Annotated in this window: 6 protein-coding genes; all 6 read right to left on the bottom strand. The window is 55.3% G+C overall.

Going from position 1 to position 13,314, the window contains the following annotated elements:
• Positions 1-2 precede the first annotated feature (2 nt).
• The 6 genes from J7I43_RS05845 to J7I43_RS05820 all read right to left on the bottom strand — a co-directional run bounded on the left by J7I43_RS05845 (position 3) and on the right by J7I43_RS05820 (position 13,298).
• Positions 3-1,226: a glycan-binding surface protein gene (locus J7I43_RS05845; RefSeq protein ID WP_209144192.1), complete on the bottom strand. Its 1,224-nt coding sequence runs from the start codon at positions 1,224-1,226 to the stop codon at positions 3-5.
• A 17-nt stretch (positions 1,227-1,243) separates the two neighbouring features.
• Entirely contained in the window at positions 1,244-2,887 is a 1,644-nt protein-coding gene (locus tag J7I43_RS05840; protein ID WP_209144190.1) for a RagB/SusD family nutrient uptake outer membrane protein, read from the bottom strand.
• An 18-nt stretch (positions 2,888-2,905) separates the two neighbouring features.
• Positions 2,906-6,118, bottom strand: a complete 3,213-nt coding sequence (locus tag J7I43_RS05835; protein ID WP_209144188.1) for a SusC/RagA family TonB-linked outer membrane protein — start codon at positions 6,116-6,118, stop codon at positions 2,906-2,908.
• Between the two features lie 394 nt (positions 6,119-6,512).
• Positions 6,513-10,568 carry a hybrid sensor histidine kinase/response regulator transcription factor gene (locus J7I43_RS05830; protein ID WP_209144186.1) on the bottom strand — a complete coding sequence of 1,352 codons (4,056 nt, stop codon included), beginning with the start codon at positions 10,566-10,568 and terminating at the stop codon, positions 6,513-6,515.
• 118 nt (positions 10,569-10,686) lie between these two features.
• A complete protein-coding gene (locus J7I43_RS05825; RefSeq protein WP_209144184.1) occupies positions 10,687-12,579 on the bottom strand; it encodes a M1 family metallopeptidase in 1,893 nt (630 codons plus the stop codon).
• A 146-nt stretch (positions 12,580-12,725) separates the two neighbouring features.
• Positions 12,726-13,298, bottom strand: coding sequence for an ASCH domain-containing protein (locus tag J7I43_RS05820; RefSeq protein ID WP_209144182.1), 573 nt, complete (start codon positions 13,296-13,298; stop codon positions 12,726-12,728).
• Between the last annotated feature and the right edge of the window lie 16 nt (positions 13,299-13,314).

Raw genomic sequence — 13,314 nt, 5'->3', positions numbered from 1 at the left:
TATTACTTAATCTTTATGATCCTGAAATTATCGAACGCAGCGCTGAACACCTCGATGGGCTGCGCTTCCGAAATAATGCGGAAGCCGAATGGCACAACGCCTCCGGCTTTCAGCAGCTGGCTCATGGAGCTGGCCCCCGCGCCGGTGCCTTCAATGCCGTCTGCCGCCGTTTTGAACTCGCTCAGCGGAACGGTAACGGTCGTCCATGTGTTTTCGGTATGGAACGATTGCCCTGGCGCATTGGTGAACGGCATGAAACGATAAGCATACGTTTCACCGAAACGCAGCACGCAAATGGCCGTGGTCCATGGCTCGCGGGTATTTACCTCGAACTTGAGCGCATAGTCGGACGCCTGTTGCGTCATGATCGCGTTCGTGAACATAGGCACTTCGTTGAAGTTGCCGGAACGCCCACCGTTCCACCATGCCGGGTCGTTTGCGCCCACGCCGCCGAAAATGCAGTGCAGGTACTGACCGCGCGTGCCGGGAAACAATGTGGCGTCGTTCTTGCGTTCCGCGCCCCACCATGCCCAGTTGAAACGCGGCAGCTCGCCCGTTTCGCCGTCGTTGGTAAGATTGCTGATCACATCGCCGCTCTGGTGGTCGTTCAGCGGCCCGTCAGACATCGTGCTGCCGTATTTGGCAATGATGCGGATGCGGCCCGTATCGGTGCCGAGATTGGGCATGAGAAGCCCCACGCGCGTACCTTCCGGGTTGCCGTTCAATGCGGTCACTTCACGGCCGCCCGGGAACTGTATCTTTTCGATCAGCCACAACGCGGAACCGTAAATGATGAGCGAATCGCCCGGCATCGCGTTTTCGTTGGAAATGGCGAAGATGGTAGGCGGCGGAATATCCACCACGAAGGAATAAGAGGTTTCGCCATGCGTGGTCCTGATGTGGATGTTGTTCGGCACATCCGGGTCGGTAGCCTCCGTGGGCGCCTCTTCCGGGATGGTAATGATAAGGTGGGTATTGGTGTTGTATGCGGTATTAAAATAAGCGCTCATGCCGTTGAACGACACGTCGGTAACACCGCCGAGGTTGTCGCCGGTGATCAGTATCAGCGTGCCGGGAAGAGCGCGGGTGAAAGCGCTGTCCTGGCTGGCGGAATCCAGCAGGGTTACGGCGCGCACTACCGGCGGGCCTCCCAGGCCGTTATCTTTCGAGCAGGCCCACAACAGGCCCAGCATAAGGATGCATATAATGGATTGCAGTTTGTTCATGACGATCTTTTTTGACGTTAGAATTCATAAGGCACCGGTGGTTTGCGCAGGTTCGGCGCGGCAGACAGCTCCACCGCCGGGTATGGCAGGTAAAAATTAGCCTCCGTTACAGCATAAAATGCCGGTACATCCGACGTGACCGTCCAGCTGGTGGCATTCCTCTCCGCGTTCGGCACAATGCGGTAAGTACCCCTGTCCTGCGCCCCTATCAGCGCCAGGGCTTTCGCGGGAGAATGGTAATGCATGCGCACGATATCATACCATATCTGCCCTTCCATCGCCAGTTCCAACCTTCTTTCGTTGAAGATGTCGTCCGCGGTGATGATGGCCTTTTCCGGTACGCCCGCGCGTTTGCGCACTTCGTTGAAATATTTCAGCGCCGTGGCGTCTGTTGTAGACGCTGCCGCTCCCAGCGCAGCTTCCGCATACACGAGGTATACATCCGCCAGGCGGAGCATATAGGTGTTGATTTCCGTATGTTGCTGGGTTACTTTGCCTTCATTGTCTTCCGGCCTGCCCACTACATATTTTTTCACCCATGCGCGGGTATTGTAACGTTCCGTACCCACCCAGTTCCAGGGCACCTGCAATTCCTGTATGATCTTTTTGCCGGGATTGGCAGGATCGTCTACCGACTGATGTATATAGGAATAATGTTCGCCCGGGTACATGAAGGTGGCTTTGCGGCGTTTGTCCAGCGTGGAATAGAGCTTCAGCTGATCCAGCGAACCGCCGAGGTCTCCGCCCCAGCCGTCACCAAAACCGGTGATCTCAGAGCCATATGCCAGGAAGGCCTGTACGCTGTTCTGCGTGCCCCAGTCGCCGTCATATTTCCATTGCAGTGAAAAAAGGCTTTCTGAATTGTTGTTATTCTTCATGATGAACAGATCCTCGTAGTTGGTCATCAGCCTGGCACCGCTGTTCACGATCACGTCCAGCGCATGTTTTTTCGCTTCGGTGAGGTCGGCCTGGTTCAGCGTTCCGGAAATGCCGGCGCGGGTGAGGTATGCTTTCGCCAGCATGCCTTTGGCGCTCCAGCTGGTAACGCGGCCGCGCAAAGCAGGCGATGCGGGAAGATTGTCCACGGCAAATTGCAGGTCGCGGATGATGAACTCCCAGATGGACTCCACGGTGTTCCGGGTGATGGAAGTATCCGTGAGCAATACGTTATTGTCTACGATGATCGGCACAGGGCCCCAGTTCTGCACGAGATAGCTGTAGGCCACCGCACGCATAAAACGGCCTTCCGCAATACCCGCCTGTTTTACATTATCCGGAACGGATGGAGCGGTGTATTTCGTGATGTTATTGATCGCCATATTGGACTGTGCGATCACATTAAAAAAGGATGTCCAGGAGGTGTATACTTCACCGGTGACGTCGGTAGTCTGCATACGGATATTTTCCACCTGGTAGGAACCGGACATGAGCGCCCCGCCCCTGCCGTCGCCGATGCCGTGGGATGATTTGTCGTTGTAGGCAAACCATACGATGTTGTACAACGGCGCGGTGCCGGCCAACACCTGTTCGGGCGTCTGGTAAAAGTTGGCGTCCACGATCGCGTCTTCAGGCGGGCGGTTGAGGAAGTCTTTGCTGCAACCGGCGAGCACGCTGCACCAGAGCAACAGGAGGAATATTTTTGAATGATGGAACTTGTTCATGTTGTAACGGTTTATGCTTTAAAAATCAACGCCGATGCTGGCGGAATACATCCTGGTGAGCGGGTAGCGGCCTGCGTCCACCGCGATCAGCTGGCTGTTCAGTTGCACTTCCTTGCCGAGATAAGCGCCCACTTCGGGATCAAATCCTTTGTATTTGGTGAAGGTGTGAAGGTTCTGCGCACCGATACTGAGGCGTACGGCTTTAAGCACGTTCTGCCCGCGAAGCAATGAACTGGGGAGGTTGTATCCCAGCTGTACGTTTTTGATGCGGATATAAGAGCCATCTTCCACGAAACGGTCGGTAAAGCGGTTGCCATTGCCGTTCACGTCGCTGCCGGTGATGCGCGGTACGGAAGTACCGGGGTTTTCGAGTACGTCTTTCCCTCCGCCTGATTTGATGCGGGCATAGTCGAATGCTTCGACGAGAAGATTACGGCCGAGGTTGATGTTGTTCGGATTGGTGTTGGTAAAGCTCAGATAGTTATAGATGTCGTTGCCCTGCGCGCCGGTGAGCAGGATGCTGAGGTCGAAGCCCTTGTACGAAAAAGTATTTGTAAGCCCGAAAGTGAGCTTGGGCCATGGATTGCCGAGGAAGGTCTGGTCCCTGGAGTCGATGACGCCGTCGCCATTCAGGTCGCGGTATTTGATGTCTCCCACCCAAACGCCGCCATCGCGTGAAATAGGCAGCGGGTTGCCCGGTGACTGTTCGGGTATGGCGCTGTTCTGTATCTCTTCTTCAGACTGGAAAATGCCGTCCATGATATAGCCCCAGAACATCCACGGCGCCTGACCGATCATGGAGCGGCTCGCGAAATTGTCCATATACCAGGCGGTGCGGGGAAGGAAAGCGGCGTCTGAATAGAACTTGGTGATCTTTGTTTTGAAAGAAGATATGTTGAAGTTCGTGCGCCAGGTGAGACCGCTCCTGTTATCGATATTCACCGTATTGACAGTGATGCCGAAGCCTTTGTTCTCCAGCGCGCCGATGTTCACGATCGGCGGGTTGATGGCGCCTTCGCCGGCGGTGCCCATGTAGGCTGGCAGCGGGTTCGGCATCAGCAGATTGTCCGTCATACGGATGTAATAGTCGCCTTCTATCTGTATCCTGTTTTTGAAGAGGCTCAGGTTGAGGCCGATGTTTTTGGTTTGCGTGGATTCCCATTTGAGGCCCGCGTTGCCGTACTGGCCGGTGCGGAATCCCGCGCCCCAGGGTGTGGTCACTGAGTTGAGGGCGGAGTATTGAGCACCGCCGCTGCCGTTATTCCCCGTCAGGCCGAATTCGGCGCGTATCTTTAAGTCACTGATAAACGCAAGCCCGCGCATGAAAGGTTCTTCGCTCATGCGCCATGCAACGGATGCGGAAGGGAAATACCCCCATTTGTTCTCTGCCCCGAAGTTGGACGAACCATCCGCGCGGCCAGACAGCTGCACGATATATTTGTTGTCGTACGTATAGTTCACACGGCCCAGCCAGGATTCCAGCGCGCCGGAATTTTTGAAGCTGCCGGTGGTCTGGCCCAGTGCATCGCCCAGGTTGATGCTGGGGATCTCGTTGCTGGCAAAACCGGTGCGGGTGGCGCTGAAGCCCTGTGAATTCCAGGCCTGCGCTTCATGGCTGGCCATTACGCCGATGCTGTGTTTTTTGATCGTGGTATTGTATTGCAGCAGTTCGTTCAGGTTCCAGTAAAAATTGCGGTTATTGGCCACGCTCAGGCTTGCTTTTTCATTGGCGTTGTACCCGAGCCGGTAGGTGGGGGTGAACTTGCTGCCGTCCGCGTATTCAAAATTACCGTTGAAGCTGGTGCGGAATACCAGGCCTTTGATAATGCCCACTTCCGCTGTAACGCCGCCCAAACCGCCTGTTTTTTTCAGGTTGTTGTCTATCAGGCTGGCAATAGCCACGGGGTTCAGCGGGGCGAACTTGGCGTTGCTGCCGTATTCGTTTTCAGTAGCGCCGCCCCAGCTGCCGTCGGGATTTTTCACTGCGATGTTCGGCGCGAGGTTGATGGCGTTGCGGATCACGTCTTCACTGGTGGAAGCGAGTTTTTCTTTCGTCTGGTAGAAGTTGAGCGAAGTACTCAGTTTCAGCCATTTAAACGCCTGGTTGTCCAGGTTCAGGCGGAACGAATAACGGTTGAAGTTGGAGCCGATCGCCACGCCTTCCTGGTCGAAATATTCGCCGGACATATAATAAGTGGTATTGTTCTGCCCGCCGCTTACGGTTACCTGGTGTTTTTGCAGCGGCGCGGTCTGGAACAGTTCTTTCTGCCATTGCGTACCCTCACCCAACACGGAAGGATTGGCGAATTCAGCGGTAGGCGTACGGCCGAGCAGGCGCGCTATTTCGTTGTTCATGATGGCGAACTGCTGCAGGTTCATAACGGGCAAAGCATCCGGTTTGTCCTGCAGGGAATAGAGGTAGTTGTAGCTTACTTTGAATGCGCCGGCTTTGCCCCGTTTGGTGGTCACCAGCACTACGCCGTTGGTAGCGCGGGAGCCATACACCGCCGTTGCCGAAGGCCCCTGCAATACTTCGATGCTTTCGATATCGGCGGGGTTGATGCCGGCCAGCGGGTTCACGGAGCTGGTGTTGCCATAACTTACCGTGGCGGGCTGCATCTGGACGCCGTCTATCACGTACAGCGGTTCGTTGGTGCCGCTCAGGGTATTCACCCCGCGGATCACAACGGAAACGCCGCCGCCGGGCTGACCGGTGTTCTGCGTTACGTACACGCCCGCGGCCCTGCCCTGCAGCGCCTGGTCCATGGTGGTGTTGATGGTCTTATTGATGTCTTCGGAAGAAATGGACACCTGCGCGCTGCTCTGGTCCGTTTTTTTCATGGTGCCGTACCCTACCACCACCACATCTTTCAGGAGGCGCTGGTCTGTTTCGAGGGTGGTATTCATCACGTTGGAAGAGGCGCCTACACGCAGCTCCCTCGTGGCCAGCCCGATAAAGGAGATACCGATCACCTGGCCGGTGGAGGCATTGATGCTGAAGCGGCCTTCGCTGTCGGTCACTACCGCATTGGTGGTACCTCTTACCGTCACGGTAGCTCCCGGAACGGGCCTGCCGGTCTCAGCGTCTGTAACCGTGCCCGTGATCTTGCGGGGAGCGGTTTGCCCGGCCGGCTGTGTGTTTTGTGCATGCGCCGGTAAGGCAAGCAGCCAGATGCAGATCATGGCCCATAATGCCAGGCACGACCGTACTGTAATGCTGTTTTTTTTCATACGTGCAATGAGTTTTGTGGATTGGGAATTGAGCGTTTTAGTTTGGTTGTTCGTTTAGTTTTTTGGTGATTATTTCATAAGTGGACCTGTTCACTGTAATCGTCTGGCTAAAATAAAAAGGGCGTTGGAGAGGGAGGTGACTGCCTTGTTTAAATTAGCGGGCGCGAATGTTGCCCACCCCCGGCGGAATGTTAATTTGATGGGTATCATTTGTAGCACGGAAGGCCGGAAGAAATTGGGTATCAAACGATTAATGCGACATACAAACAAATGCGCCATCCCCGGAAACAGGCCGGCTGCAATTGGTTAACTGTATAAATGACGCTTATTTCAGGAGCAAATAACCGCCCGCGCCGGAAAAGATTTCCGCGGCAAAAGCGACAATAAAACGATGTTACTTCCTCATCGCCGTGGCGTAAGCGGACGGCAGCATATGGTACGCCATCTTGAAATACCGCGCGAAGTATTTGGGATTGTTGAAACCCACTTCATACGCCACCTCGGTAATGTTCATTTCCGTTTTGGTGAGCAGCATGGCCGCCCTTTGCAGGCGCACCGTTCTGATAAATTCTATGGGAGGATGCCCTGTAAGGGCGAAGATGCGTTTGTATACGGACACCCGGTTCATGCACAGTTCCCGGCTCAGCACTTCTACTGAAAAACCCGGGTCGGACAAATGTTTTTCAACGATCTCCAACGCTTTCTGCATGAATTTTTCATCGCCGGTCAAACCGTTGGCCCCTTCCGGCTCTTTTTGCGGGATTACCAGCTGCACGGGCGCCTGCCGCGCCAGCAAATTGCGCACGCGCGACAACATGATCTCGAAATTAAACGGCTTGATGAGGTAATCCGCCGCGCCGGTTTCCAGCCCCCGCAGCTGTTCCCCTTCCCCGGCCAGCGCCGTGAGCAGTATCACCGGGATGTGCCGGGTGCGCGCATCGGCGGCTATCTTGCGGCAAAGCTCCACCCCGTCCATCACGGGCATGGTGATGTCGCTCACCACCAGGTCCGGCAGTTGGCTGAGCGCCGTTTGCCAGCCCGCCGCGCCGTCCTGTGCTTCGATGATGTCGTAGTGTTCCTTGAGATTGTCTTTCAGGTAAAAACGGAAGTCCTCGTTGTCTTCCACGATCAATATGGTCTGTTTCTTTTTGTGCCGGTTTTTCTTTTTGTTGCCGGACAAAAGTTTCTGCGGCTGCGCCGTTATCGCCGTTTCCTCCGCCTGGCCCGCGGGCGTGAAGGGCAGCCTTACGGTAAAACAGGTGCCTTTATCCGGCTCGCTTTCCACGTTGATGGCGCCATTGTGCAGTTTTACGAACTCACGCGTAATGGCAAGACCGATACCGCTGCCCTGGTTCACGTAATGACCCGGCTCGTCGCTCTGGAAAAACCGTTCGAAGATCTTCTCCAACTGCCCCGGCGGCATGCCGATGCCCGTGTCTTTCACTTTCAGCTCCAGCGTTGCCAGCGTGGGCTCCAGCGTTACGTCCGCCGTAACAGACACCCTTCCGCCCTGCGGCGTGAATTTAAACGCGTTAGACAGGAGGTTAAAAAGAATACGCTCCACCTTGTCGTGGTCGAACAGCACGTTCAGCTGACTGCAGTTGGCGGTGTAGGAAAATTCCACGCCCTTGCGTTCGGCCAGGTCGGAGAAAGACTGTGCCACTTCTTCCAAAAAGCCCATCAGCTCGCCCTTCTGGGGCACGGGCCGCAGTTCCTGCAATTCCATTTTGCGGAAGTCCATCAACTGGTTCACCAGGTTCAGCAGGCGTTTGGCGTTACGGCGTATCAGCTGGAACTGTTGTTTTTCTTCTGCGTCGCCGCTTTTGCGGAGCAGGTCTTCGATCGGCGAAAGTATCAGCGCCACGGGCGTTCTGAACTCATGGCTCACATTGGTCAGCAGCTTGATCTTCATCATGTCCAGGTCGTGCAAGCGCTGGGCTTCTTTTCTTTCCTGTTGCAGCGCGAAGCGCCGGTGCGCGCGGCTGATCACCATCTTCCGCGAAAAATACAGCAGCGCGATGGCCAGGATAATGTACAGCGCATATGCCCAGGGCGTTTTCCAGAACGGCGGCAGGATGCGGATCTTCAGCGATATGCCGTCGCTGTTCCATTGCCCGTCTTCGTTGGCGGCTTTTAAATGCAGCGTATATTCGCCCGGGTTGATATTGGTGTAGGTGATGCGCCGCGAACGCCCGTCTGTTACCATCCATTCCTTATTAAAACCTTCCAGGAAATACGTGTAACGGTTTTTGTCGGAATGCACGAAGTTGAGCGAGGCAAAATCGATGGAAAAATCATTTTCGTTGTAGCGCAATTCCAGCGCTTTCATTTCGGGAAGCGCGGCCGGCAGCACTACATGGTTGCGGAATTTTTCATTGACGCCCACGGCTTTGTTGAAAAGCTGCAGGCTGGTGAACACCAGCGCCGGCGCGGTATGATATTGCCTGATCTCTTCCGGCTGGAAGATATTAAAACCATCGGCGCCTCCAAAGACCATTTCGCCGCTTCGCAGGCTGAGCGCGGCATTTACGTTGAACACCTTGCCCTGCAGGCCGTCGTCGTCGTCGTAATTCCTGCATTTGATGCGTACGCCGTCCTTTCCTTCTTCCACCGCAATTTTGCTCAATCCCCGCGAGGTGCTTACCCAGATATGGCCCTGGCGGTCTTCCAGGATGCTGATGATATTATCGTCCGGCAAACCGTGCTCGGTGCGGAAAGTGCGGAAAGTGCGCGTGGTTGGGTCGAACAAACTGAGCCCTTCCCGCGTGCCCGCCCACATGTGCCCGCGGCTGTCGCAGAGCAGGGAGCTTACATTGTCGTTGCTGAGGCCGTGCGTGGCGTGCAGAAGATGGATAAAGATGCCTTTCGATTTGTCCAGCACGTCGATGCCGTAAGCCGTGGAGATCCACAGGTCGCCGGAAGGCGTTTCCGCGAATGCGGTGATGTAATTGGAATGTACGGAATTGGACTGGTCTTCGCTGTTGTGGTAAAAAATGCCGTTGCCCGGGTCGAAACGGTCCAGCCCGCCGCCCAAAGTGCCGATCCAGAAAGTGTTGCGGCGGTCGCGGTAGATCTTCCAGACGGTTTTATTGGCCAGGCTGTTCGGGTCCTGCGGGTTATGCCGGTAATGCGCGAACCGGTGATGGTTGTAATAGTCCATTCCGCCGAAATAATACCCGATCCATAGATTGTCGTACCGGTCTGTATAAAGGCTCACGATCACATCGTTGCTGATGCTGTTATCGTCCTCCGCACTGTGTTTGTATTGTTTGAAAGTTTGCGCTTTCCGGTCGAAATATAGGAGCCCGCCGCCGTTGGTGCCGATCCAGAGATTGCCTTTGCTGTCTTCCGCAAAACAGTTCACATCGTTGAACGGCAGGCTGCCTTCGATACCGTGTTTATGCTCGTAGAGGCGGAATTTCATTTTGTTTTCCGCGTAATAACTCACGCCGCGTTTGTAGGTGCCGCACCAGATGATGCCCTGATCGTCCTTATACAGCGCATAGATCGCATTCTCCGCGATGCTTTTGGTATCTTCCGAACGGCTGGTGATATAGCTGACGCTATAGTCTTTTTTATCGACCACGTTCACGCCGCCATGGTCCGTCCCGATCCAGATGCGGCCGTGCGTATCCTGGATGATGCTGTTCACGATGTCGTTGTTCAGCATCATATTCCTTTTGGAAAACCGGCGTATCGCGCCGCTGCGGGGATTGTAATGCAAGGCCCCGAAATCGCTGCCTGGCATGTACATCCACAGTTCCTGCTGCGCGTCTATGAACAGTTGAAGCGAAAGCGGCGGTTTGGTCATGTGTGCCAGCAAGGTATCCGTTTCCATCAGGCTGCGCCCGCTGCGCGCGTCGAGCCGTGTGAGGCCGCCGTCCATGTACAGCAGCATAAGATGCCGGTCGTTTTCTTTCCGGATATCGGCGATGCGCGCGCCGCGCGGATTGTTCAGCCTGATCCGCTCCGCCTTCCCGCCGGCAACGGTCCGGTACAGACCGGAATCCGCATACGCCAGCCAGCAGGTATCGCCGGACAACAACAGGCTGCTCACGCCGGTTTGCGGCAGCTCCAGGCTTTTCAGCCAGGCCGCGGCCGGGGTAAAACGTTCCAGCACCGGGTCGTACAAATTATCGCCGTTGCGCGTTTTCACATACATCCGGTTGCCGGGCGCGGCAAAAATGCCCATGATATAATCGTCGCTGAGGGAAAGCGAATCGGCGATGCTGTGGCGGAAATGACGGAAACTGCTGCCGTCGTAACGGTTCAGCCCTCCCATGGTGCCAAACCAAAGAAAACCTTTTGCATCCTTGTAAATGCAATTCACCTGGTTGTTGGATAGGCCGTGATGGATGTTAAGCGTACTAAATTCGCGCGGTGACTGCTGTGCATCGCTGCTGTTCAGTACCAGGCAAAAAAACAGTAACAGGTATAATTTCTGTAACATGGAACTCGTGGAACTGTGCTTGTAAGATAACGATTTAGATCGGATTTTCCTGTCGGGCAATGCGCCGTGGAAATGAAAAAGGCGCCTTTCAGCGCCCTTTCCCGGTAATTTTGAATTTTTATTGTTTTGTCCAGCTGTTGTTCGCGCTGTTCACGTCCGGCAAACGCCTTTCGGGATCAACAGTTACGCTGGAGATCTTCCCTGAAACGGTCTGGCGGAAACGGAAGGTCGGCCCGCTCTGCCATATCTCAACGGGGAATTTCAGTCTTTTCACGCTGCCGTCTTCCATTTTAATATCAACGGTCACCGGCATCGGCGCCTGTTCCAGGCATTCCAGCGTAACCACCGCGGTGCTATCGTTCTGGTAGGTCACCGGTGCTACCGCCATGTCTACTTTCCAGTTGTTCAGTATCCACGAGCGCCAGAACCAGTCGAGACTTTCGCCGCTGCTGTTTTCAATCGCGCGGAAGAAGTCCCACTGCGTGGGATGTTTGAACGCCCAGTTATCGATATAATAACGGAATGCTTTGTCGAAACGTTCTTCGCCGAGAATTTCCTCTCTCAGCAGATCGAGGCCCACGGCGGGTTTGTAATATGCCAGCACGCCGAGGCTGCGTTGAGCTACAATGTCCGGCCGGTGCAGGATGCCGGAGGAATCCATGTACATCGAACGGCTCATGTTATGACGGTCGCGGTTTTTATTGCCGTATTCGCCGTTGTTGAAAGCCTTGTCTGCAATGCCGTTGATGAAGGTGTTGAAACCTTCGTCCATCCATGCAAAACGCCTTTCGTTGCTGCCCACGATCATCGGGAACCAGTTGTGCCCGAATTCGTGGTTGGTAACGCCCCAGAGGCCGGCGCGCTGCGCGCGGGAAGAGCAGAACACGATGCCGGGGTATTCCATGCCGCCAACGATGCCGGCCACGTTCACTGCAACAGGATAGGTATAAGGATACCATTTTTCGGAATAATGTTCGATGCAGCCTTTTACGTATTCGGTGGAGCGGCTCCAGGCGGTATCTCCGGCGCTTTCGTCAGGGTACACGCTCATGGCCAGCGCTTTTTTGCCGCCGGGCAGGTTCATGCGTGCAGCGTCCCAGATGAAGGCCGGGGAAGAAGCCCAGGCCACGTCTCTCGTGTTGTTGCATTTGAATTTCCAGGTAAGGCGCTGTTTGGCGGGGCGTGAAGCGGGATCGGTCACTTCGCCGCGGTCGCGGAGCATCACGGTCTTATCGCTCTGCTGCGCCTGTTTGTAACGCTGCAACTGAACGGGGGTAAGTACTTCGGCGGGGTTCAGCAGCTGACCGGAGCCTACCACGATGTGATTCGCCGGCGCGTTGATGCTGTACTCGATGTTGCCGTATTCCAGGTAAAACTCGCCCTGGCCGAGGTATGGCAGCGTGTTCCAGCCCAGCACGTTGTCGAACACGCACATGCGCGGGTACCACTGCGCTATTTCGTAGATATTGCCGTTTTTCGTTTTGAGAATGCCCATACGGTCTGTGCCGTACGCCGGGATCGGGAAAGAGAACTGCACTTTGAGCTGCACGATGCCGCCTTTGGCTTTCAGCGCCTGCGGAAGGTCTACGCGCATGCGCGTGTCCGAAATCTGATGCTCCGCTTTCTGTTCTTTGCCGGCGGTGATGACGGATACGTTGCCGATGGTGTAGCCGCCGTCGAAATTACGGTTGCCCCAGCGGCCCATGCCGCCGGTGGAAATGGAACCGCGCGACTGTGCGTCGTAAATGTTCTGGTCCAGCTGCAGCCAAAGGAACGGCAGGTTTTCCGGGCTGTTGTTTTTATACGTGATCAGCACGCTGCCGGAAATGGTCTCTTTCTGATCGTCGAAGGTCACGTCTATCTTGTAATCCGCGGTGTTCTGCCAGTATTTTACGCCCGGTCGGCCGCTGGCAGTGCGTTCTTCGGTGCCGTCTGTGAGGTAAAATACCGGTTTGAATGCTTCATACTGGCTAAATTTGGATGTGCTCTGTGCGCTTTGCGCTGATACCATGGCGGGCAGGCATAACATTCCGAGGAATGCCGCCAGCCGGCAGGTTGTTGGCTGATTTGCAAGCATAATTTTGTTGATCATATTACGGGCGGTAATCTAGGGATATTATTTTGTTAAAAAAAACGTTGCGGGATGAACGGGAACGGCTACTGCCGCTTCATGGCAGCGAGCACTTCCTCCCCGCGCGGACTGATCCTGTAACCGATCTTCATGCTCTCGGTAAGCCCCAGGTTCTTCAGTTTGCGGATATTGAGCTTTAGCCAGTCTTTGTCCATCCGCAGCGCGGCGGCCAGGTCTGCCGCCCTTTCTTCCGGGTGGCGGCTGATGGCGGTGAGCGCCTGTTTCGTCCAGGGGCCGATGGCGCTGTGTTTGTCGAGGGAAGCGAGTTTTTTGAGGATGCCGGCCATTTCCGCTTCGGTAATTTCATTGTTCTCCCGCAATGCAATGCGCGGGTCTTCACCAAGATAATGAAAACGGATGCGGTACAATTGCCCCGCCGGGTGTTTGGCAAGTTCTTCCATCAGCGCCGCTTTGCCCGCATAACCGGATGCGCGGGCGCTGGCTTCGGTGATGTCCGATTCGGGAACGGGCGTCACTTCGTCTATCATCAGCTGGCCGTAGGCCGTCAGCTGTGTACTGCCTGCCTTCAGTGCGGATTTTTTCCAGTTCCGGTATGCCAGCGTCACCTTTCCTTCGCGGATGGCCCTGAGCTGCTTCATTCTGAATAACATTCCC

This window comes from Chitinophaga chungangae (assembly GCF_017742215.1).
Lineage (GTDB): Bacteria > Bacteroidota > Bacteroidia > Chitinophagales > Chitinophagaceae > Chitinophaga > Chitinophaga chungangae.
The sequence above is the reverse complement of the archived record's forward strand: the minus strand, read 5'-3'. Positions and strand labels throughout refer to the sequence as shown.

Bases quoted from the DNA above. Each gene is read 5' to 3' on its own strand.
- J7I43_RS05820 (WP_209144182.1), bottom strand. From the start codon at position 13,298: ATGAAGCAGCTCAGGGCCATCCGCGAAGGAAAGGTGACGCTGGCATAC.
- J7I43_RS05840 (WP_209144190.1), bottom strand. From the start codon at position 2,887: ATGAACAAGTTCCATCATTCAAAAATATTCCTCCTGTTGCTCTGGTGC.
- J7I43_RS05825 (WP_209144184.1), bottom strand. From the start codon at position 12,579: ATGGTATCAGCGCAAAGCGCACAGAGCACATCCAAATTTAGCCAGTAT.
- J7I43_RS05835 (WP_209144188.1), bottom strand. From the start codon at position 6,118: ATGAAAAAAAACAGCATTACAGTACGGTCGTGCCTGGCATTATGGGCC.
- J7I43_RS05830 (WP_209144186.1), bottom strand. From the start codon at position 10,568: ATGTTACAGAAATTATACCTGTTACTGTTTTTTTGCCTGGTACTGAAC.
- J7I43_RS05845 (WP_209144192.1), bottom strand. From the start codon at position 1,226: ATGAACAAACTGCAATCCATTATATGCATCCTTATGCTGGGCCTGTTG.